This window comes from Pedobacter sp. AC163 (assembly GCF_979258665.1).
Window position 1 is genome coordinate 3,695,815 of record NZ_OZ409872.1, and the last position, 23,679, is coordinate 3,719,493.

Annotated in this window: 18 protein-coding genes; 15 read left to right on the forward strand and 3 right to left on the reverse strand. The window is 38.0% G+C overall.

Going from position 1 to position 23,679, the window contains the following annotated elements; genetic code table 11:
* Positions 1-14: 14 nt before the first annotated feature.
* Positions 15-845, forward strand: a complete 831-nt coding sequence (locus ACZZZK_RS16060; RefSeq protein WP_463485021.1) for a hypothetical protein — start codon at positions 15-17, stop codon at positions 843-845.
* A gap of 42 nt (positions 846-887) precedes the next feature.
* Here ACZZZK_RS16060 and ACZZZK_RS16065 read toward each other — a convergent pair whose 3' ends face one another.
* Complete coding sequence (locus tag ACZZZK_RS16065; RefSeq protein ID WP_463485022.1) at positions 888-2,000, reverse strand: glycoside hydrolase family 18 protein; 1,113 nt, start codon at positions 1,998-2,000, stop codon at positions 888-890.
* Between the two features lie 12 nt (positions 2,001-2,012).
* A complete protein-coding gene (locus tag ACZZZK_RS16070) occupies positions 2,013-2,876 on the reverse strand; it encodes a transglutaminase-like domain-containing protein (RefSeq protein ID WP_463485023.1) in 864 nt (287 codons plus the stop codon).
* A gap of 44 nt (positions 2,877-2,920) precedes the next feature.
* Here ACZZZK_RS16070 and ACZZZK_RS16075 point away from each other — a divergent pair, with 44 nt between their 5' ends.
* From ACZZZK_RS16075 to ACZZZK_RS16095, 5 genes are all read left to right on the forward strand, one after another.
* Positions 2,921-3,709, forward strand: coding sequence for an O-methyltransferase (locus tag ACZZZK_RS16075; RefSeq protein ID WP_463485024.1), 789 nt, complete (start codon positions 2,921-2,923; stop codon positions 3,707-3,709).
* Positions 3,710-3,719: 10 nt separating this feature from the next.
* On the forward strand, positions 3,720-4,379 hold the full coding sequence (locus ACZZZK_RS16080) for a DUF1345 domain-containing protein (RefSeq protein WP_463485025.1): 660 nt from the start codon (positions 3,720-3,722) through the stop codon (positions 4,377-4,379).
* Positions 4,380-4,706: 327 nt separating this feature from the next.
* Positions 4,707-5,075, forward strand: a complete 369-nt coding sequence (locus ACZZZK_RS16085; RefSeq protein WP_463485026.1) for a BlaI/MecI/CopY family transcriptional regulator — start codon at positions 4,707-4,709, stop codon at positions 5,073-5,075.
* Positions 5,072-6,622 carry an N-acetylmuramoyl-L-alanine amidase gene (locus ACZZZK_RS16090; protein WP_463485027.1) on the forward strand — a complete coding sequence of 517 codons (1,551 nt, stop codon included), beginning with the start codon at positions 5,072-5,074 and terminating at the stop codon, positions 6,620-6,622. Before ACZZZK_RS16085 ends, ACZZZK_RS16090 begins: the two co-directional genes overlap by 4 nt.
* Before the next feature lie 80 nt (positions 6,623-6,702).
* The gene (locus ACZZZK_RS16095; RefSeq protein WP_463485028.1) at positions 6,703-9,012 is read left to right on the forward strand and encodes an outer membrane beta-barrel protein; all 2,310 of its coding nucleotides are present in this window, start codon (positions 6,703-6,705) and stop codon (positions 9,010-9,012) included.
* An 89-nt stretch (positions 9,013-9,101) separates the two neighbouring features.
* Here ACZZZK_RS16095 and ACZZZK_RS16100 read toward each other — a convergent pair whose 3' ends face one another.
* Positions 9,102-10,229: a BamA/TamA family outer membrane protein gene (locus ACZZZK_RS16100; protein WP_463485029.1), complete on the reverse strand. Its 1,128-nt coding sequence runs from the start codon at positions 10,227-10,229 to the stop codon at positions 9,102-9,104.
* 727 nt (positions 10,230-10,956) lie between these two features.
* On the opposite strand from ACZZZK_RS16100, the gene ACZZZK_RS16105 reads away from it, so the two are divergent.
* The 9 genes from ACZZZK_RS16105 to ACZZZK_RS16145 all read left to right on the forward strand — a co-directional run bounded on the left by ACZZZK_RS16105 (position 10,957) and on the right by ACZZZK_RS16145 (position 23,643).
* Positions 10,957-11,937, forward strand: coding sequence for a deoxyhypusine synthase family protein (locus tag ACZZZK_RS16105; RefSeq protein WP_025144047.1), 981 nt, complete (start codon positions 10,957-10,959; stop codon positions 11,935-11,937).
* Positions 11,938-12,191: 254 nt separating this feature from the next.
* A complete protein-coding gene (locus ACZZZK_RS16110; protein ID WP_463485030.1) occupies positions 12,192-13,490 on the forward strand; it encodes a c-type cytochrome in 1,299 nt (432 codons plus the stop codon).
* A 48-nt stretch (positions 13,491-13,538) separates the two neighbouring features.
* Positions 13,539-16,568 (forward strand): TAT-variant-translocated molybdopterin oxidoreductase, encoded by a 3,030-nt coding sequence (locus ACZZZK_RS16115; protein WP_463485031.1) that lies wholly within the window; start codon positions 13,539-13,541, stop codon positions 16,566-16,568.
* A gap of 26 nt (positions 16,569-16,594) precedes the next feature.
* Complete coding sequence (nrfD, locus tag ACZZZK_RS16120; RefSeq protein ID WP_265798441.1) at positions 16,595-18,067, forward strand: NrfD/PsrC family molybdoenzyme membrane anchor subunit; 1,473 nt, start codon at positions 16,595-16,597, stop codon at positions 18,065-18,067.
* A gap of 2 nt (positions 18,068-18,069) precedes the next feature.
* A complete protein-coding gene (locus ACZZZK_RS16125; protein WP_265798440.1) occupies positions 18,070-18,606 on the forward strand; it encodes a DUF3341 domain-containing protein in 537 nt (178 codons plus the stop codon).
* Positions 18,578-19,201: a c-type cytochrome gene (locus ACZZZK_RS16130; protein WP_265798439.1), complete on the forward strand. Its 624-nt coding sequence runs from the start codon at positions 18,578-18,580 to the stop codon at positions 19,199-19,201. Before ACZZZK_RS16125 ends, ACZZZK_RS16130 begins: the two co-directional genes overlap by 29 nt.
* A 15-nt stretch (positions 19,202-19,216) precedes the next feature.
* A complete protein-coding gene (locus tag ACZZZK_RS16135) occupies positions 19,217-20,437 on the forward strand; it encodes a hypothetical protein (protein ID WP_056848394.1) in 1,221 nt (406 codons plus the stop codon).
* 66 nt (positions 20,438-20,503) lie between these two features.
* On the forward strand, positions 20,504-21,742 hold the full coding sequence (locus ACZZZK_RS16140; RefSeq protein ID WP_265798438.1) for a cytochrome c oxidase subunit II: 1,239 nt from the start codon (positions 20,504-20,506) through the stop codon (positions 21,740-21,742).
* Positions 21,743-21,765: 23 nt separating this feature from the next.
* The gene (locus ACZZZK_RS16145) at positions 21,766-23,643 is read left to right on the forward strand and encodes a cytochrome c oxidase subunit I (protein WP_463485032.1); all 1,878 of its coding nucleotides are present in this window, start codon (positions 21,766-21,768) and stop codon (positions 23,641-23,643) included.
* Positions 23,644-23,679: the final 36 nt, after the last annotated feature.

Here is a 23,679-nt window from a genome sequence, read left to right on the forward strand (position 1 = left end):
CTAAATCTGGCCAAATGAATCATAAAATTAAACTTGCAATGGTGGCTGTTATTGCCATTATTTCTATCGCAAGCTGTCAAAAGGAAATCAATTATAACGACCCGAATGGGAACAACTGTAAGCTGAGCAATCTGGTTTTAACATTGCCTGGTTTTGGAGATTTCAATCTCAGTTTTACTTACGATGCGTCTGGTAAGGTAATCAAGGGAGTAAGTAATGATGAAATTCTCAATTATGCTTACTCAATGAATAAAATTACTGCAACTGATCCGGACGGAAAAGTTAGTGAAATTTCGTTATCAAACGGAAGAGCAGTGAGCAGTTCGTCTCCAGATTATATTCAGATTAACGGAATAAGTTACGATATCAAGAGGGACTATACCTACAATGCAGAGGGTTACCTTGCTATGGTAAAGAACTATGTAAATGGAGAATTAAATTCTACAGATGTAATTACTTACACTGGTGGTAACCTCACTAAATCAGTCGTAACTTTTGCAAGTGGTGGCGAACAGGAGATTACTGTTTACGAATATTCAGGTTCGGCTGCGGTGAATACTTATGAAATGGCCGATCCGCTTACAGGCCATGTAGATTATTTTCCGGGCAAATACTACGGCATCCAATCTAAAAACGTATTGATCAAATCGACTATTTCACATGTTAATCCAACAAATGGCGTTATATCCGCACAGGATGTTGTTGATCATAAATATCAGTTCGATGCAAAAGGGAATGCCACATCAATTATTTTAGCTACCAAAAGTTATCAAAATGAGTCTGGTAAACTTATTTTAACCGATGAATATCAAATATCGAATACCTTAACCTGGGACTGTAAATAGCAATGGAAATATTGAGTAGCCGCAATTTAATTTGCGGCTTTTTTATTTCTTTAAAGTTTCAGCTATAACATCTACCAGTCCATTGGAATAAGCATCATCCGTTAACTCCCAAAACATAATACCGTTTAAATTATGGTCAACTACATATTTGGTTTTTAAAGCAATTGATTTTGGGTCATCGAAAGTAACAAGTTGTTTTGAAGCGGCATTGTAATAATATGGCGCTTTGGCTACATCATCCCAATAGTATTGAAAACCTTTGTCTACCGTAAACTGATCTGGGAAATTCTTATAAGAAACGCCACTTAAGAATTTTGTTGGTTGATATAACCCATGGTTGGCATCCGTAGTGTTTTGGAAAATTCTTGAATAGAAAGCTGCACCTAAAGCAATTTTTTGGGGTGGAACGCCTACTTTAATCATTTCATTTATGGCCCAATCTGCAGAAAGTTGTTGTTGCGGCGTAGAGAAAAGTGGTGTATGGTGCCCGCTTTGTGTGGCATAACCGCTTACCAGGTCGTAGCTCATTAAGTTTACGCGATCTACTAAAGGCATTACTTTTTGCCACTCAAAACAAGAATCTATACAGTTTTTTGTACCTCCGGCAGCAAAACTAATCTCGGCTTTTTTGCCCAGTTTTTTGCGCAACTCCTGAATCAATAGAGTGAAGTTGTGTTTATCAGCTTCTGTGTATCTATGGCCTGGGTAACCCACTACTGCAGGATATTCCCAGTCGATATCGATTCCGTCTGCATGGAAATAATCCAATAGTTCTTTAGTGGTTTTGGCAAAAGTTTCCCGTCCGTTTTTTCTGCTGAATACTTCCGAGCAGGGTTCGCAAGCACTCCAACCTCCCATGGCAATCATCACTTTCAAATCTTTATTGCGGCTCTTTAATGCCACCATTTTCGAAATCAAAGCCGAATCTTTAGCACTTTTAATGTTCAGGCTATCGCCTTTAACATGCCCAAAGCTGTAAATTAAATGGCTCAGTTTCTCTACAGGGAAGCTGTCTATTAAAGTTTCGCCGCCACCAGTGTAATAGGCTATTACATTTGGCTTAGCTATTTTTTGTGCTTGAAGATTATTTGCAAAGCAGATAAATCCTGCGAAAATAATAAATGAAGAAAAAGACAGAGGGGAGATTTTTTTCAATTTTTAGGATGTTTAAGGTTCGGCAATAATATTTTGCAGTTCGTTCAGTTCTCTCACTTTTTCTGTTGCACCGGCATTTTCGTAAGCAGAAATCAAATTCCTAATTACCCTGCGAATGATATCTGTATTGCTGCATGGCCTGTAATATTCTGGGAGTGATTCTAAATTTAGTTGGCGCAGGAACTGATCAACATCATGTTTGCCAAAAATATTTCCTCGGTTAAACGCATTAATGTAAAACAACACGCCGTATTCAGTTCCTTCTTGTTTACTTTCATCTATAAAACCCAAAATGAAATGCTGAGGCAAATTAATACCATAAATTGGCAAATCCAATTTCTGGGCAAGGGTAGAGTAAATGATGGCTAACGATATTTGATTGCCTTTTTTGCTCTCCAAAACCTGGTTTAAATAAGAGTTTTGAGGGTCGTGGTGATTTTTTGTGTTGCCACCAAAACCATATTGTTGGTACAAAACATGGTTAATCAATTTTACCTTTTCTACCGAACTCATTTCGTATTGTAAGCCCAGCCAGATATCTCTTTTAATTTCCTCTATTTGGTTAATCACTTTTTGTTCATCCAAATCAGGATATTGATAACGGTTAATGATGAGCGCACCCTGCATCAAATCGAAAGCACCGCTCAAATACCATAAATTCAAATCTTCTTTAACCGTTTTAAATTGGATTTGGTGAACAATGTTTTCAATTCGTTCCTGCAAAAGCCCATCAAAAGATTGCTCCCAGGCATTTTCCAGATAGTGAATCACTTCACCACCATATTCGAGCAGTTTTTGCTCAACATGCTGATAAACTTCTTCATCCGGATCATCCAATAATTTAACTAATGCGCTTATCTCTCCGATATTTTCCATAAAACATACACACGTTTGCCGCGTTTAATTACTTTTGCAATATTATGCTATTTCAATTTATTACCGATTACATTAAACATCGTTTAACAGCGAAAACCCGTCATGGAACGCATTCACCATTCGTATACAAGCTAGCTGATGCGGTAATTTACGATTTTAGCGAGAAATCTCAATACAAAAATATAGAAGAGCAAAGAAAAAAACTTTTTTCTGACGATTCCAAAATCACCGTCACAGATCTGGGGGCAGGTTCTCATCTTAATAAGAACCGAACAAAGAAGATTAGTGAAATCGCTAAAAATGCACTTAAAAGTCCGCGGTTAGCTAAACTTATTTATCGGCTAGCAGAAAACACTAATCCAAAAACAGCAATCGAACTGGGCACTTGTTTAGGAATTACCTCATCATACTTGGCGAAAGCTTGTCCCGAAGCTGAAATTATTACTATAGAGGGCTGTCCTCAAACGGCCGAGGTGGCAAAGAGAAATTTCCAGGATCTCGATCTAAATAACATTGAGCTTCATGTAGGTAATTTCGACCTCATTTTACCCGATATTATTGCTAAGCAGCCAAGCCTCGATTTCGTTTATATTGATGGCAACCACCGCAAAGATGCTACCTTAAATTACTTTAAATGGTGTTTGCCAAAAGTTACCGAAAATTCTTTGCTCATTTTTGATGATATTTACTGGAGCCAGGGAATGAAGGAAGCTTGGGAAGAGATCAAAAACCATCCAGAAGTAACAGTAACAGTTGATTTGTTTTGGATTGGATTGGTTTATTTCAAAAAAGGACAAGCCAAAGAGCATTTCAAGCTGAAATTTAATCAGTAAACAAACCAGTATGAAAATCGAACCCAAACTTGAAGGTATCCAGAAGTTATCGGCATTGTATATTTTGCTAATTAGCTTTTTTGTGGGGGTTTTAGGTTTTTTCGGCTCGTTGCTCTTAAAAACTGACATGCTCACCCACGTGATGTTTGGCTGGGATATTTTTAGTTTAATGCTGATATCACTGCACTGGTTCATGTTTTTCAAAACATCACCTATCGAAACCTGCTTAAAAGCAAAAATTCAAGATGAAACTAAGGAAGAGATTTTTGCAATTGTTTTGGTTTCTACCTTCGCCGGTTTGTTGGCTGTAATTCTTCTGTTAATCAATAAAGATATCAAACCGCTCTCATTGGTTATTGCCTTGTCAGGAATGTTTTTGTCGTGGTTCCTGGTGCATACCACTTTCAGCATGCGTTATGCGCATCTTTTTTATGGCGATAACGAAAATGGAAAAGGCTCAGGATTGGATTTTCCCGGCAATGAATCGCCAGATTTTGTTGATTTTGCCTACTTTTCTTTCGTTTTAGGAATGACTTTTCAGGTTTCCGATGTCGAAATTTCTTCCCGTCAAATTCGTCGGCTTTCATTGCTGCACAGTTTAATCGCTTTTATTTTCAACACGGTAATTGTGGCTTTAACCATTAATGCATTGGCTGGATTAAGTCACTAATTTCAGAAGTTATTTTGCCGATCAATTATTTGGAAATGATCAGTCCTCTGTTTCGTGGCGGCTTTCTGTCCCGTTCCCGCTTCTGCTCCCGATAAAAAATCGGGGAACATCTCGCTTCGATCGGGTTTAAAAACAAAGACAGCTGCATATTGGCTATTCATCTAGTGTAATACCTTCTCAAAACTTTAGGGTAATTCATTTTAATTTTTGCCATAATAGGTTGACCTAGTATATTTTACCCTGTGATAGTCAAGTTGAAAACTGATAAATCAATAATATAACTTATTTTATAGTTGTATAACTGAAAAATAAGTTATAAATTTGGGTATGGAAGAATTAACCAAAACGGAAGAGCGGATTATGCAGGTTTTATGGAAGCTAAAGAAAGCTTTCGTAAAAAATATTATCGATGAGCTGGATGACGAACCAAAACCACCATATAATACTATTTCATCTATCGTAAGGCTTTTAGAAAAGAAAGGTTATGTAAACTATAAAGCTTATGGAAAAACCTATGAGTATTTTCCTGCCATCGATAAAGATGATTATGCCAAGACAACATTTTCTAAACTGTTTTCTGGCTATTTTGATAATTCACCAGCCAGTTTATTATCCTTTATGGTTAAAGAAGAAAAATTGAGTGAAAGCGATATAGAAGAAATCCAAAAGATCATTCACCAAAATCAAAAATCATGATTTTACTGTATTTACTAAAAGTTTCGGCTTGTACGGTTATCCTCTTCATAGCCTATCATTTTTTGTTATCGAAACTTACTTTCTTTAAACTTAACCGTTTATTCTTATTAACTGCATTGCTTTTTAGTTTCGTCATTCCGGCTTTAACAGTAGAAAGTACAAGGGAAATTTCGATCAATCAGCAAGAAACACCAGTTAAGGTAGCTTATAGCAATGAAGCTGCTTTTGAACAAGATTTTGATGATAATCAGCCAATGAGTGATTTGCCAATTCATTGGAGTCAGTTAGTATCTTATGTGTATGGTGCCGTTTTGCTGGCATTAATTTTACGAATGGTTATTATGATGGGTATCGTTCAGCGTTCTATCACAAAATACAAATCCTTTCAAAATGGTAAACTTATTCTGGTTAAACCTGATGCACAAATAAAAAATTGCTCCTTTTTAAATCAAATCATTATCGATGAAAGCTTAATAGAAAATGAAAGAGATTTGGTAGTTCAGCACGAGTCGGCTCATGTAACACAAGGCCACGCTGTAGACAAGATCCTGGTAAATTTAGCAGTCTGTATTTTATGGTTCAATCCCATCATTTATTTCTGGAGAAATGCGATCGATCATAATCACGAGTTTTTGGCTGATCAGGAAACACTAAAAACCGCTGATAAAAAGGCTTATGCATCTTTATTGTTGAATTTGGCCATGCCTTCAAGTACGCTGTTGGCGCATAGTTTTAGTAAACTGCCATTAAAGAAAAGAATTATGATGTTTTACAAAAAACCAAACTCCAATATGAAAAAGCTCATTTACTTTTCATTTATTCCAATAATTGCGCTTTGCTTATTAGCCTTTGTAAACCGTAAAGAAGTTATTGTAACAAAAAATGTGGCAGAAAATGGAAATTATTTTACTCATGTTAAGGTTTACAAGCAAGATTATTTCAAAACAGCAATAGTTTTAGATCCAAATGCGAAATCTGCATTCAACGAAGCAGAAGTGGTATTGGTTCTTGATGCAGGACATGGAGGCAGAGATGCAGCTTCGGTTGCCCTGGATGGGCAAAGGGAAAAAGACATGAATTTGAGAGCCGTAAACATTTTAAAAGAAGAGGCTGCCAAACGAGGCATCAAAGTTCGGTTAACCAGAAGTAGTGATGAGTATGTATCGCTTCGCGATCGATTACCTGTTCAACCTGCTACTGCTTTTATATCTATTCATCATAATGCAATGCCTAAAAATGGTCCCGTGGCCTTCGGCGGCATAGAGGTTTATGTTTCGAAATTAAATAAGAACATTAAAATAGCAGAAGAACTAGGCGCAAATATCTTAGAAAAACTTAAACAAGTGAAGGGGACGCCAGTTCAAGATTCTCTTAAAGATGCAAGTTTGTTGTTGTTAAGAGAATCCAAAACGCCAGCAGTTTTGATTGAATTAGGGAATATTACCGATCAAAAAAGTCTGGATTTTATCACTCAGGAAAGCAACCTTCGTAAAATCAGTAATTTAATATTAGATGGGTTTGTCATGTTCTCAAAACGAGGTTGTTAAAGATTATGCTAGTTCGAAATTTCATGTTCAGTGGTCTTCTATCTTTGTTTGCTTTTCAAGCAAAAGCCCAATTTAATTTATTGGGTAAAATTGAAACCGAACAAACCAATGCACAGCCGAATGTTTCGATAAAATTAATAGATGTGGCTAAAAGGCTAAAATATACCCAATCAGATACCTTGGGTATTTATTCTTTTTTAAACATCAGCGGCGGCGAGTATTTAATCACCTTTTCGGCAGTTGGCTTTAATACACAGCAGAAAAGTATCCAATTATCAAGAGACACTTCCATTAACGTTAAACTAGAAACAGCTTCGAATGAGCTTGCCGATGTTCAAATCAATTCAAAAAGGCCTTTATTGGAAAAAAGAATTGATCGAACAATATTTAACGTAGAAAATAGCGTGACTGCAATCGGTAGCGATGCGCTTGAATTATTGTCCAAAGTTCCAGGCGTTCGGGTAGTAAATGATCAGGTTTCACTCGTGGGCAAAGGTGGTGTTAATGTGATGGTGAATGATAAATTGGTACAGCTGAGTCAGGATGACTTATCTAATTATCTCAAATCTATTCCATCTGATCAAATTTCGAAAATAGATGTGATTACCAATCCTCCGGCAAAGTATGATGCACAGGGGAATAACGGCTTGATTAATATCGTACTAAAAAAAACAACAGCTGAAGGTTTAAAAGGTTCCGTTAATACGATTTTTACGCAAGCTTCACATCAAACGGCTTCCATGGGTGGAAATGTGAGTTATCGAAAAGATAAAATTGCCGTTAATTCAACCTTCAACATCAGAAAAGGTTCCATTGTACCATTTGAACAAAGTACTATTTTCTACCCTTCGCAAAGCTGGAACGTAGTTAACAAAGATCGGAATTTCAGAACGGTACCAAGCGGGCAAATTGGATTGGATTATCAAATTTCCAAAAAAACAATGCTTGGTGCTGCGTACAATGGCGGTTATACAGATTTTCATTCGGAAGAGAATATAAAAACCAGGGTGTCTAACGTCAATCAACAGCTAGATTCTATCCTAAATTCTGATGCAAATGCAGAAATCAGCTCCCATTATCATTCTGCAAATCTGTTTTTGAAACAAAATTTCGATTCAACAGGCAAACAGCTTACCATAAATGCTGACTGGTTTACCTTTGCCGACGATAAAAATCGGGCTTTCAATAACCAGAGTTTTTTCGGCGATGGTGCTATAATACCGGGATCATTTGCAGAATATTTATCAACGAGCAAACAAGGAATTGCACTTTATACGCTAAAAGCAGATGTAGATTTGCCTTATAAAAATTTTAAAGTTTCGTTCGGTACCAAACTTAGTTTTATCACGAACGAAAGCGATATTGCTTTTTATAGAAAACGGAATGATATTTATGAAGTCGATTTGAATCAAAGCAATTTATTTATTTATCATGAAAACACTCAGGCCTTGTATGCTAATGTGAATGAGACCATTAAAAAGTGGGATTTTCAACTTGGCTTGCGGTCGGAATACACCCAGATAAATGGAAATTCAGTTAATCAAAAAATAAAGTCTAATTATCTGCAGTTGTTTCCTACTTTCTACGCAACTTATCGTGCTGGCAATCAAAGTGCATGGAGCATTAATTATGGGCGTAGAATTAACCGACCTGCCTACCGCAAGTTAAATCCATTTCGGTGGTACAGCAATCAATATGTTTATACTGAAGGTAACCCGTTTTTGCAGCCGTCTTATAATCACAACATCGAGCTTTCGCACACTTACAAAAGTTCTCTCACCAGTACTTTATCGTTTAGCGGTGCCACTAATGGTTTTGCTGATGTGAATTTTATCGATGTAAATTCAAATACCCAAGCCACTAAACCCGTAAACTTCATCACCGGATATAGTTACCAGTTTAGTAATTCTCTAGTGTCAAACCCATTCGAAAATTGGCAAACCATTAATCAGTTTGATGTTTTTTACAATGTATCGAAGTCGGCAATTTTGCAAACACAAACAAATTTGAGCAGAATGGGCGCATACTTTTCTACTTCAAATCAATTTACCATAAATAAAAGCAAAACTGTTTTGGCAGATGTTAATTTTTGGTTTCAATTTCCGACAGCTGAAGGGTTAAATGAAATTAAAAGCCAGTATAATTTAGATTTTGGAGTGAAGACCTTGCTGCTCAATAAAAAACTTCAGCTATCGTTAAGCGCAAACGATTTGCTGAAATCCAATAGGTATCGGTTTAGCAGTTTAATCAATAACATTAAACAAGATTACAATAATTATTACGATGCCAGACAGTTACGAATCACTGCCCGATTTAATTTCGGAAATGAGAAACTGAAACAAACGGATCGTAAATCAGGAAATGAAGAGGAGCGAAGGCGGAGCAATTAAACTTATTACTGACCAAAAGTCATTGCCACAATTGCAGTTGCTGAATTAGATTGCGGCGTCGTTCCTCCTCGTAAAGATGTGTTGGTCAATTAAAACGCTTCCGCGATACTGATGTAAAATCCACTTTGACGCTTTTCATTTGGTCTTTTCTCGCCAATTCCGTAGTCTAAACGAACGCTGATTCCTTTCTCCGGATCGAAGAAATACCGAAGTCCAGCGCCATAATTTGGCTTGAAAGAATCGGTAGAGAAATCATCAACACCCCAAACGGTTCCGGTTCCGCCAAATAGCGTAGCGCCGAAACGACTGCTATAACGGTACCTTAATTCCGCCTGCGCCGCCAATAAGTTTTTATCGCGATAGCGCCCGCCATAGTAGCCACGCATCATTTCGTCGTTACCAATTTGTGGTAACAGATAAACAGGTGTATTGCTGCCTAACACGGTATTATACAATCCTTGTACGCCTACTGCGAAGCTTTTGTTCAATCGCCAGAAATTCCTTACATCAATTTTTATCTGGCTACCTGTAAAATTGCCCTCCGAAAAAATATCAGGTGCATATTGATACGTACCTCTGATGAAAAAGCCTTTGGTGGTGTAGTTGTTATTATTCCTGGCGTCATAACTTTGCGAAACACCTAGATATAAAACGCTACCAGTTCTATTATTATAATATGGGTCGCTGTTAAAAATTCCATCGGCAACTACATCCTTATATTTGTAGTTTTCAAAACCTAGCGAAACCCCGGTATAGGCCTTTGGCAATAACTGTTTCTCTGCCTGAAGCAAAACTTTAATCTGCTGCTGGATCAATTTATCTTCATTAGCTTCTTCGGTGCTGTTGCCAATGCCATAAAAATTAAAAGGCATGCGTTTGAAACGCAATTCGCCAATGTAATGGAGCTTATTTCCTTTTCCCCAAATATCAATGAGCGAACTCATATTGTAAGCTTTCAAGGTAGAGTAGTTCAGATTTAAGGTTAAAGATGATGGACGATTTGTGGTATCCAACCGATCAGCATAAAAACCCACAATTGCACCAACACCAAACTGAAAACCGGTTTCCTGGGCATATCCAAAGGAAGGAATGGGCAAAAAGCTTGCTTTGCGTAAAGTATCTTTTTCGTTTGATAGCAACTTTTTTATCAATTTCATTTGAGCAAATGAACTTCCAGATAGGAACACAAAAACCAGGAGAAAATAAACTTTTTTCATTGCCGCAAATTAACTCATTTTTTTATTAAGAATTATTTACTGACGGGCGATAGCTGTTTTATGACAGTGGCTTGGGATTTTTTAATAGTAGCAAGGCCTGGGCCACCTAAACCGGATTAACGGGGAAAGCGGCCAACTTTTCGTTGGGCCTTGTACCAAAAAGCCGGACTGCCTTTAATAATATTGCAGCATCTGCTTTTCAAAAAAAATACTTCGGCATGCTAACCATTGACGTTTTTAATTTCCGTCATTGCTTGCCTGCGGCAGACAGGGTTGATCAATTCAACACCTCGGTCTGTGTCCTCACAGACCGAAACGCAAACAAACAGGAAATGGTCTGCGGGGACACAGACCATGGGAAAGGAAAATAAGTTATAAGTATTGATTTTGTTATCCAAAATAGCAACCAAAGCTGTAATTTTAAGCAAAACGGACTTTAACGCCTCGGTCTGTGTCTTTACAGACCGAAACGCTGACAAACAGATAATGGTCTGTGGGGACACCGACCATGGGAAAAAGACTATATTCTTATAAGCGGAATAATTTCTCCCGCAGATTAAGGTGATTATCGCTGATTGTTTCTGCGTTAATCTTTTTTGATGTTCGGAATTACTGTTAACGAGTGTCACAATGAATTTCAAACTTTTGACTCCTAGCTCCAAATACTTTTAATGTTTTATCCTTTCGGGCTAAATGCCTACTTTTGCGAAAAATAATACATAACAAAATGAGCAATACTAGAGGACCAATATCTCAGTTTATGGAGCGTAATTATCTCCATTTTAATGCTGCGGCGATGATGGATGCGGCTAAGGGCTACGAAACGCATTTGGATGAAGGTGGTAAAATGATGATTACCCTAGCCGGTGCAATGAGTACTGCTGAATTGGGTATTTCGCTTGCAGAAATGATCCGCCAGGATAAGGTATCTATCATTTCTTGTACAGGAGCTAATCTGGAAGAGGATATAATGAACCTGGTAGCGCATTCGCATTATAAACGTGTGCCTAACTACCGTGATTTGAGTCCGCAGGATGAGTGGGATTTATTAGAAAACCATTACAACCGCGTTACTGATACTTGTATTCCTGAAGAAGAGGCTTTCCGTCGTTTGCAAAAACACATTCAAAAAATCTGGATGGACGCTGAAGCAGCAGGCGAACGCTATTTCCCGCATGAGTTTATGTACAAAATGCTTTTAAGTGGCGATTTAGAGCAATATTATGAAATTGATCCAAAAAATTCGTGGATGTTAGCTGCTGCTGAAAAAAATCTTCCAATTGTGGTTCCAGGATGGGAAGATTCAACTATGGGCAATATTTTTGCTTCCTACGTAATGAAAAAAGAGCTAACGGCGACTACTGTAAAAGGTGGTATTGAATATATGGGTTGGTTAGCCGATTGGTATATCGCAAACAGCGGTGGTAAAGGAATTGGTTTCTTCCAGATCGGTGGTGGTATTGCTGGTGATTTCCCAATCTGCGTGGTGCCAATGTTATATCAAGATATGGAAATGGAAAATATTCCTTTCTGGAGCTATTTCTGCCAGATTTCTGATTCTACAACTTCATACGGTTCCTACTCTGGAGCTGTTCCGAATGAAAAAATTACCTGGGGTAAGTTAGATATCAATACACCAAAGTTCATCGTAGAAAGTGATGCAACAATTGTAGCACCGCTGATGTTTGCCTGGATATTAAAGCAATAAGAATAACATTTTGATAAAACAAAATTGAAGCTTGATGCCCATTTTAGATAAAGATCAAAAAATGGGCATTTTTATTGCCTGAGTGGCCTGAAACATCATTTGTTTAGAATGATTATAAATTGTATTTCCGGTCACTATTATGTCATGGGATTTATTAATAAGTTATACTTTTGTTCAAGTTTTGGTGGAGCTACATCAGTTCAGGCATCAATTTCACAACAAAAAGTAAATTAAATAAGTATAAAGTGTTCATTATGAGAGATATCTCGATGATTTTAAAAAGCGTTTGGAAGTCGTTATTCGTGTTTTCAGCAGTTACTGTAATGGCGGTTTCAACCGTTAGTGCTCAGGATGCTAAAGAGGGGAGAACGCTTTTCAGAGCTAAATGTTCATCATGCCATGCATTAGATGCCAAATTGGTAGGTCCTGCTTTAACAGGGGTGAGTGATCGCCACTCTGAAGAGTTCTTATTAAAATGGATTCCTAATTCGCAAGGGATGATTGCTGCCGGCAATCCGGAAGCAGTTAAATTATTTAACGAAAATGGTAAAGTTGCGATGACTTCTTTCCCTGAGTTAGATGAGGAAAAAGTTAAAAGCATTTTAGCATACATCAAAGAAGGCGAGCCTAAAGCTGCTGTTGATCCAAATGCGCCAAAAGCTGGTGCTGGAGAAAGCGGTACATCTGGCTTATCGATCGCTGGTATCGTTGCTATTGTATTGGTAGGTATTCTAATCCTGGTAATTTTAGGTCGTGCATCTAAATTGCTAGAGCGTTTAATCTTACAGAAACAAGGTATTGAAATTGAAGAAGATGTGCCGTTAAAGGTAGGTGTTCGTAAAATGTTCAAAAACAAGAAGTTCGTGATGTTCTTCATCTTGTGTTTGGTAATTGCTTTAGGATCTTGGGGTTGGATGGGTATGTGGAACACAGGTGTTCACACCGGTTATCAACCAGTTCAGCCGATTAAATTCTCACATGAGCTACACGCTGGTATCAATCAAATCGACTGTCAGTATTGCCACAATGGTGCTTTCAAATCTAAGAATGCTACTATTCCATCACTAAATGTTTGTATGAACTGCCACAAAGCTGTTCAGGCAAGAGATAATTATGATGGTGAGATTTCTCCAGAGATCAAAAAAATCTACAATGCTTTAGGTTACGATCCTGAGACACAACAATACGATAAGAGCAAAGAGAAACCAATGGAATGGGTACGTGTACACAACCTTCCGGATTTTGCTTACTTCAACCACTCTCAACACGTAGTAGTTGCAGAAGATGCTATTCGTAAAGCAAAAGGATTACAACCAACAGAGCCTGTATGTTTCGCATGTCACGGTCCGGTTAATACAATGGAAGAGATCTACCAATATTCTCCATTAACCATGAAATGGTGTATTAACTGTCACAAGGAAACAGATATTTCTGGTCAGAAAAATAATGCTTTCTATGCTAAGGTTATCGAAGCTCATGAGAAAATTAAAAAAGGCGAGAAAGTTACCCCAGCGTTATTGGGTGGTTTAGAGTGTGGTAAATGCCACTATTAATAGATAGAGTTTAGTAAGAACGTTCGAATAAACAGTAATATAGCTTAAATGGAAAGCAACAAAAAATACTGGAAAGGCTTAGAGGAGTATAATAATACACCCGATTTTGTTAAGAATAGCAAAAACGAATTCGCCGAGCCACTTCCAATAGAAGATGTTTTAAATGAAGCAGGGTTAAGTACCGTTACCCCACGCCGCGACTTTTTAAAGGCGTTAGGTTTTGGTTTAGGTGCAGTTACTTTGGCAGCATGTCAAACAGCCCCGGTTCATAAATCTATTCCTTACCTGGTAAAACCTGAAGAGGTTACGCCTGGTATTCCTAACTATTATACTTCGAGCTTTAACGGCCAAAGTATTTTAGTTAAAACAAGAGAGGGTCGTCCGATTAAAATTGAACCAAACCCTAATGCAGGCGAATTTTATCGCGGTACTGATGCAAGAGCGCAAGCTTCTGTGTTAGATCTTTATGATGTATCGAAATTAAAAGCGCCAGTTCTTAAAAACGAAGAAACTACCTGGGCTAAGTTAGATAGCTTTGTAAAAAGCGAATTGGCAAAAGCACAGGCAGGCGGTAAGAAAATCCGCGTAGTTGCTTCTACAGTTAACAGTCCATCAACAAATGCTGTTTTAGCGCAGTTTATTACAAAATATCCAGCGGCTAAATTAGTTCAGTATGATGCGGTTTCTTATACCGGAATTATTCAGGCTAACCAAAACAGCTTTGGTAAAGCAGTATTGCCAAAATATAACTTCGATAAAGCTGACTTAATTGTAAGTTTCGCTGCCGATTTCTTAGGAACCTGGATTAGCGGAGAAGAGTTTACAGCTCAATATACTTCTAACCGTAACTACAAATCGTTAGAAAACAAAAAAATGAGCCGCCACATTCAATTTGAAAGTGGAATGAGCCTAACGGGTACAAATGCTGATACGCGTGTTCCGATTAAATTATCAGAAGAAGGACCTGCTTTAATCGCTTTATATAATGCAATTACTGGTCAGTCTTTAGCTGGAGGTACACTTGGAAACAACACCACTGCTGATAAAGTAATTAAATTGGTAGCAAAAGAATTAGTACAAAACAAAGGTAAAGGCCTTGTAGTGTGCGGTTCTAACGATGTTTCTACTCAAATTTTAGTAAATGCTATTAACTCCGCTATCGGAAGTTATGGCACTACAATCGATTTAGATAATCCTTGCTATTTATATGCAGGTAACGATGCTGAATTTAACGGTCTAGTTGCCGAAATGAGTCGTGGTGAAGTTGGTGCTGTTTTATTTTTAAACAGTAACCCTGCTTACGATTTCATGAATATTGATGCATTTACTAAGGCTTTAGCTAAAGTTCCTGCAAAAATCTCTTTCTCAGATAGAGCTGATGAAACAGCTTCACTTTGTGATGCCATTGCAATTAACCATAACTATTTAGAGTCGTGGGGTGATGCAAATGCTTACGAAGGATATTATTCAATTGTTCAACCTACCATCAATCCAGTTTTCAACAGCCGTCAGGCAGAAGAGAGTTTATTGGTTTGGGCTGATGCTCCTGTTAAAAATTACTATCAATTTGTTCGCAACAACTGGGAAACCAAAATGTTGCCAGCAATTGGTTTAAAATGGAATGATGTTTTAGAGAAAGGTGTAGTTACAGTAGCTCCAAAAGCAGCTGGTAGTTATTCTTTCACTCAATCATTAGCGCAAGTTGCTACGTCAATCGTAAGCACCAGCAAAGCTTTAGCAAAAGGTGGCGACCAGGTAGAATTGCAGGTTTACGAAAGTGTTCCAATGCGTGATGGTAAAAACGCCAACAATGCATTTTTGCAAGAATTACCAGATCCGGTTTCAAAAGTAACCTGGGATAACTATGTTGCACTTGCACCAAAATTCGCGGAAAAATTAAAGGTTAAGGAATTTGATGTAGTTACTGTAAAAGGTAGCAATGGACATTCTGTAGATCTTCCGGTATTGATCCAGCCAGGACAAGCACAAGGAACAGCATCTATCGCGTTAGGTTATGGCCGTACTAAAGTTGGTAAAGCTGGTAACGAGGTAGGTAAAAATGCTTTCCCTTTTATCTCTTTCCTAAACGGAACAATGCAATATGCCAGCAATGTAACCATTACCCCAACAGGCGGTTACTATGAATTGGCTCAAACACAAACTCACCACTCTTTCGAAGGTCGTGCTGTAATCAAAGAAGCTACATTCAAAGAATATTTGAAAGATGCTTCTGCTGGTAACCACAAAGGTGAACACAAAGATTATGATCTTTGGGATGCTTATGAGAAACCAGGTAACAACTGGGTAATGGCAATCGATTTGAATGCTTGTACAGGTTGTGGTTCTTGTATTGTTGCTTGTAATGTAGAAAATAATATTCCTGTAGTGGGTCGTGATGAGGTTCGCCGTCGTCGTGAAATGCACTGGATTCGTATTGATCGTTACTATAGCTACGAAACCAAAGATGGTGATGTAACCAAAGAAAAAGAGATTGCTAAATTGGAAGATTTAGATCACGTTTCTGTGGTTCACCAACCAATGTTGTGTCAACACTGTGATCACGCACCTTGCGAAACAGTTTGTCCGGTATTGGCAACTGTACACTCAAGTGATGGTTTAAACCATATGGCTTATAACCGTTGCGTAGGTACACGTTACTGTGCGAATAACTGTCCGTATAAAGTTCGTCGTTTTAACTGGTTTAACTACTGGAATGATTCACGTTTCGATAACTACTTAAATAATGAGTTTACTCAATTGGTATTGAATCCTGATGTTACTACCCGTTCTCGTGGTGTAATGGAGAAATGCTCAATGTGTATCCAACGTATTCAGGGTGGAAAGTTACAAGCTAAATTAGAGAAACGCCCATTAAAAGATGGCGATATCAAAATGGCTTGTCAGGAAGCTTGTTCAGCAAATGCAATCATATTTGGTGATTCAAACGATCCAAATTCAGAGGTTTCAAAAGCATTACGTTCTGAGCGTATCTACTACGTATTAGAAGAAATCAACGTGAAACCAGGTATCGGATACATGACAAAAATTAGAAACACAGATACAACAGTACAAGCGTAAGCTTTAGTATAAAGAAAATACAAATTATGTCAGGACATAACGAATCAATACTTAGAGAACCATTAATTACCGGCGATAATATCACGTATGCAAAAATTACGGATGATATTTTAGGACCGGTAGAAAACAAGCCGAACAAGGCTTGGTGGATTGGTTTCATCGTTTCAGCATTAGGTGCTTTACTTTGGGTTGTAGCTGTGAGTTACACTTTTTGGAATGGTATCGGTGCATGGGGCTTAAATAAAACAGTTGGATGGGCATGGGATATCACCGGTTTCGTATGGTGGGTAGGTATCGGCCACGCCGGAACGCTAATTTCAGCGGTACTATTGCTTTTCCGTCAAAACTGGCGTAACTCCATTAACCGTTCTGCAGAGGCGATGACAATTTTCGCCGTTATCTGTGCAGCAACGTACGTCGTATCACACATGGGGCGTCCGTGGTTGGCTTATTGGGTTTTACCATTGCCAAATCAGTTCGGTTCACTTTGGGTAAACTTTAACTCACCATTGGTTTGGGATATGTTTGCCATCTCTACTTACTTCTCGGTATCATTATTATTCTGGTACACAGGTTTGTTGCCAGATATCGCAACTATTCGTGATCGTGCAGTAGGAACACGCAGAAAAATCTATTCTATCTTTTCATTCGGATGGAGTGGAAGTGTTAAAACCTGGCAACGTTTCGAGGCGGTATCATTAATCCTCGCTGGTATTTCAACTCCATTAGTACTTTCGGTACACACTATTGTATCAATGGACTTTGCAACATCAGTAATTCCAGGATGGCACACCACAATCTTTCCTCCATATTTCGTAGCGGGAGCGATTTTCTCAGGCTTTGCAATGGTGTTAACATTATTGTTGGTAGCACGTAAAGTATTGGGTCTTGAAAACTACATCACCATGTTCCACATTGAGTCGATGAATAAAATCATCATCTTAACAGGATCAATTGTGGGTGTGGCTTACTTAACTGAGTTCTTCATTGCATGGTATTCAGGTTCTGAGTATGAGCAATATGCCTTCATCAACCGTTCTACTGGTCCATACTGGTGGTCGTATTGGATGATGATGACCTGTAACGTAATCTCTCCTCAATTGTTATGGTTCAAAAAGATCCGTTTAAGCATTAAAGCTACCTGGATTTTATCAATCGTAGTAAACGTAGGTATGTGGTTCGAACGTTTCGTAATTATCGTTACCTCATTACACCGTGATTATATCCCTTCGAGTTGGGCAATGTTTTATCCAACCTGGGTTGATGTGAGTGTGTTCGTAGGTTCAATCGGTTTGTTCTTTACTTTATTCTTATTATTCTTAAGGGTATTGCCTTCAATCGCGATCGCAGAAGTTAAATTATTATTAAAATCTGCAAGTGAGCAAGCGAAAATGAAACAGATTAAAGACGGACATGAGAACAAAGAATACGTAGCAGAATACGTAGAGTCGTTACAGAAATTTGATAGTGTTAAACAAGAAGATTACGCAAAAATATAACAATGAGTGATATCAAATATATTTTAGGCAGCTTTGGTGATCCTGATGAAATGATGCATGGCATCGAAAAGCTTCAGGAAAATGGTGTAAGCATTTACGATGTTTATACGCCAATGCCTATACACGGAATAGAAGCCAAATTAGGGATTAAAAGATCGAGAATTGATATTGCAGCATTTTGCTTTGGTATCACTGGAACTTGCGCAGCTTTTGCATTAATTTATTTTTGCGCAGTAATCGATTGGAAAGTAAACATTGGTGGTAAGCCATCATTTGCATTGCCGGATTTTATTCCGATAATGTTCGAGCTTACTGTATTGTTTTGTGCTTTCGGTATGGTTTTAACTTATTATGCTTCTACGCATTTGTTTCCAGGAAGAGCGCCAAGAGTAATGGATCTTCGTGCAACAGACGATCGTTTTGTAATCGCTGTTGATGCAAAAGATAACGCAGCGCATACTGTTATTGATGGTTTATTAAAAGATGCAGGTGCTTTAGAAGTAAAGTATAATGAAAGGAAGTACATTAGCTATGAATAAGAATAAATTTGTTTATACAGCGTTTTTAGCTATCGCTTTCGCAGCTACAGTATCCGCTTGTAAAGATAAACGCAGTACTGGTTTAGAATATGCCAGAAATATGTATGATGCATTAGCATTAAACCCGGATCAACCTGTTGATACGGCTAATAAATTACTGGCTAGTTTTAAAGGTCAGGCTGCACAAACGCCACCAGCAAACACAAAACCTGTTGGGTTTACAGAGTACGACGAATTTCCTAACACTAAAGAAGGTTACGAAGCGGCGGGTGTAAGTATGGTAAATCCATTGCCTGTTGATACCGTTAATTTGGCACAAGGAAAACACTTATTCAATGTTTTCTGTAGCCCTTGTCACGGCGAAAAAGGTGATGGACAAGGTCATTTGGTAAAAATTGAGAAATTTAGCGGTGTACCGGCATACCAAACAGGAGCATCATCTCGTGGTGGTAATATGGTAGATCTTACTGCAGGTAAAATATACCACACCATTACTTACGGTGTAAATAACATGGGCTCGCATGCTTCACAAATTACGCCAACAGATCGTTGGAAAGTAGTGATGTATGTTCAACAATTACAAAAAGGACAATAGTAAAGCAGAATATAAATGGGAACTCACAATATTAATTTTAGTGAACAGTTTGAGTTTACAGGTAAAGTAAAAACCTTGAGCATTGTTGGTATCATATTAGGTGCTATTGCTATTGGTTACGGTTTTACTGGTGATAAAGTAATGCATGAGCGTACTTTTGCTAACCTGTTGCTTATGGGATATTACTTTGCATGCGTTTGTATGTCAGGTATGTTTTTCCTAGCCGTTCAATTTGTTGCGCAAGCAGGATGGTCTGCTTCAATTTTACGTGTACCACAGGCATTGGCCAAAACCTTGCCTATTGCTTCTATAATCCTGATCGTGATTATTTCTGCTGGGTTATATACACATAATTTATACCATCACTGGCATGCTGATGGATTAACTGATCCAAATAGCCCTAATTACGATTCATTAATCGCAGGTAAGGCCGTATTCTTGAATGTACCATTCTTCTTAGGTCGTATGGTAGTATTTTTGGGTGTTTACAGTGCATTTGCAATCAGTTTTACTAAACTTTCATATAATGAAGATTTAGCTGGTGGATTAGCTTCATACAGAAAGAGCTTTAAAAATGCTTGTATCTTCCTGGTAATTTACGGTTTTACTACACCGATTTTTGCTTTCGATACCATCATGTCATTAGAAGCGCACTGGTTCTCAACCATGTTCGGTTGGTACAACTTTGCCGCAATGTGGGTGAGTAGTTTAGCTACTATCGCAATCATCATCATCTTATTAAGAAGAGCTGGTTATATGCAATGGGTTAACAATAGCCACTTACATAACTTAGGTCAATTTATCTTCGGTTTCTCTATCTTCTGGACTTACGTATGGTTCGCACAGTTCTTATTAATTTACTATGCAAACATGCCAGAGGAAACTGTTTATTTCTACAAACGCTTTGAATATTACAAATTCTGGTTTTTCTTAAACCTGGCGATGAACTTCTTGGCTCCGGTTTTATTATTAATGGATAGAGACAACAAGAGAACAGATGCGAAGTTGTTATTCGTTTCGATCGTAGTATTGTTAGGTCACTGGGTAGATTACTACCAAATGATTATGCCAGGTGCTGTAGAAGATGGACACAATGGTTTCGGTATTGTTGAAATCGGTACTGCCTTAGGTTTTGTAGGATTGTTTACCTTTACCGTTCTAAGCAACTTAAGCAAGAAACCTTTAATTGCAAAGAATCATCCGTTATTACAAGAAAGTTTGCATCACCAGCTTTAATAGGTGATAGTATAGAGCAAATATTTAATTATTATTATAGAAGTACAGCGTACTACTTTTAAGGAAATGAGTTTAAGAAAGTTTATCACGAATAAAACGACCGCGGCTTTGGCAGTATTACTTACTGTTTTTGCAAACACCAGCGCTTTTGCGCAAGAGGCAGCAGCAGGTGCTGCAGCGGCACCGAAAGTTGATATGGGAGAGGTTTACAAATCAGTAATTTTTTATACGCTGATATTTCTTGCCGTATGTGTATTCATCGCTATTATTGGTAAAGCAATAAAAGTATATGAATTAAGCCGCGAAGCGCAAGGTAAGCCAATTGGTATCAACTGGAACGGGGTACATGCAAGCTTATTTGCATTGTTCTTGGTTTTAGGTTTGTACGGTGTGTATTGGGAATATACCGTTCATGGTTCTATGTTATTGCCTGATGCTGCATCAGAACATGGAAAGAAGATTGATGAAATGTTTAACTTAACATTAATCATCACCACCATTGTATTCATTGCTACGCACATTTTATTATTTGGTTTCGCTTACATCTACAAGTATTCGGCAAAAAGAAAAGCTTACTACTATCCACACAATAATACCATTGAGAAGATCTGGACAATCGTTCCAGCCTTAGTATTAACAGTTTTAGTGTTGATGGGTTTCTTAACGTGGAGATCAATCTTCTTCAAAGTTGAAGATCCTAATAACAAACCACTTCAAATCGAAGTAACATCTGAGCAGTTTAAATGGTCTATCCGTTACCCAGGTGCTGATGGTATTGTAGGAAAGAAAAACTATAAATTAACAACTGCATCAAATACTTTAGGTATTGATTTTAAAGATTTGAATTCTCGTGATGACGAAATGGCTGACGAGATGGTTATCCCGGTTGGTAAGCCTGTTAAGTTGATCTTAAACAGTAAAGATGTAATCCATAGTTTTTACATGCCTCACTTCAGAGTTCAGTTGAATACTGTACCAGGTATGCAAACTATTTTTGAATTTACTCCAACAAAGACTACCCGTCAAATGCAGGAGGAAACCAATGATCCTAATTTTAAGTTCCTTTTCTACTGTGCTAAAATTTGTGGATCTGGTCACTATAACATGCAAAAAGATGTACGTGTAGTATCAGAAGCTGAATACAAAACATGGATTGCAGAACAAAAAACATACTTAAACGACGATTTAAGAAAACAATTTAATTTGCCTGTGGCACCTGCACCTGCTAAACCAGCAGCAGAGGGAGATTCATCAGCAACCGATTCGGCAGCTGTGAAAGGAAACCAAATGGCTTTAAATAAATAATATTAAGCAGGAGCGAAAAGAATATGTCAACAATAGCATTACACGACGAACACAATCACGACCACGCTGATCACGGACACCACAAGGAGACGTTGATTTCGAAGTATATCTTCAGCATGGATCACAAAATGATTGCTAAGCAATTCCTAATTACGGGTATCATTATGGCCGTAATTGCAATGGGCTTATCAATTTTATTCCGTATTCAATTGGCTTGGCCAGATCAAAACTTTCCATTCTTAGAAACTTTTTTAGGAAAATGGGCTGAAGGCGGTCGTATCAAACCTGACTTTTATTTAGCATTAGTTACCATTCACGGTACCATCATGGTATTCTTCGTGTTAACTGCAGGGCTTAGTGGTACTTTTAGTAACTTACTTATTCCATTGCAAATTGGTGCAAGAGATATGGCTTCGCCATTCTTAAATATGCTTTCATACTGGTTCTTCTTTATGGCTTGTGTGATCATGATGTCTTCGTTCTTCATCCAAACAGGACCTGCTTCTGGTGGTTGGACCGTTTATCCTCCTTTATCTGTAGTTGCGAAGGCAATGCCAGGTTCTGGTATGGGGATGACATTATGGTTAATTAGTATGGTACTTTTCGTGGCATCATCGTTAATGGGGGGTATCAACTATGTGAGTACGATCTTAAATATGCGTACTAAAGGTATGGACCTTTGGAAAATGCCGTTAACCATTTGGGCCTTCTTTTTAACGGCTATATTAGGTATCTTATCTTTCCCTGTTCTTGTAGCTGGGGTGGTATTGATGGTATTCGATCGTAGTTTTGGAACAAGTTTCTATTTATCTGATATTGTTTTAGGTACAGATATTTTACCAAATGAAGGTGGTTCTCCAATTTTATGGCAACACTTGTTCTGGTTCTTAGGTCACCCTGAGGTGTATATTGTAATTATGCCAGCTTTGGGTATCTCATCTGAAGTAATCTCGGTAAACTCACGTAAACCAATCTTTGGTTACCACGCGATGGTTTATTCATTAATTGGTATTACCGTACTTTCATTCATCGTATGGGGTCACCACATGTTTGTAACTGGTATGAACCCGCTGCTGGGTGGTGTGTTTATGATTACCACATTGATTATTGCCGTACCTTCAGCAGTAAAAACATTTAACTATTTAGCTACGCTATGGAGAGGTAATATCCGTTTCACTCCAGCCATGTTGTTCGCTATTGGTTTAGTATCATTCTTTATCTCTGGTGGTTTAACCGGTATCTTCTTAGGTAACGCTTCATTGGATATTAATCTACACGATACTTATTTTGTAGTTGCCCACTTCCACTTGGTAATGGGTTCTGCAGCAATTTTTGGTATGCTTGCTGGTGTTTATCACTGGTTTCCAAGAATGTTTGGTAGAATGATGAATGCTAAATTAGGTTACTTACATTTCTGGTTAACTTTCATCGCGGCTTACCTGGTATTCTTCCCACTTCACTTCTTAGGTTTAGATGGTGTACCTCGTCGTTACTATGCTTTCACTGAATTCGAATTCATGAAAAAATGGTTAACAGTAAACGTTTTTGTAACATGGGCAGCTATTATGGCAGCATTGGCTCAAGTAGCATTCTTGTTCAATTTCTTCTATTCAATATTCAAAGGTAAAAAGGCTCCTCAAAATCCTTGGGAATCAAATACTTTAGAGTGGACTGCACCAGTTGAACATATCCACGGTAACTGGCCAGGAGAAATTCCAACAGTTTACAGATGGCCTTATGACTATAGCAAACCAGGACATGATGTGGATTTTATCCCACAAACGGTTCCTTTCTCTCAAACCATGAGTTCAAACTTGCCTCATGATTTTGAAGGAAATGCTGAAGCAGAGAAAATTCAACAAGATTGGGAAATAGCTAATCCTGTAAAAAAGAATCACTAGCTTTTAGCTTTATTACAATTTTAAAAGGGGTATCTG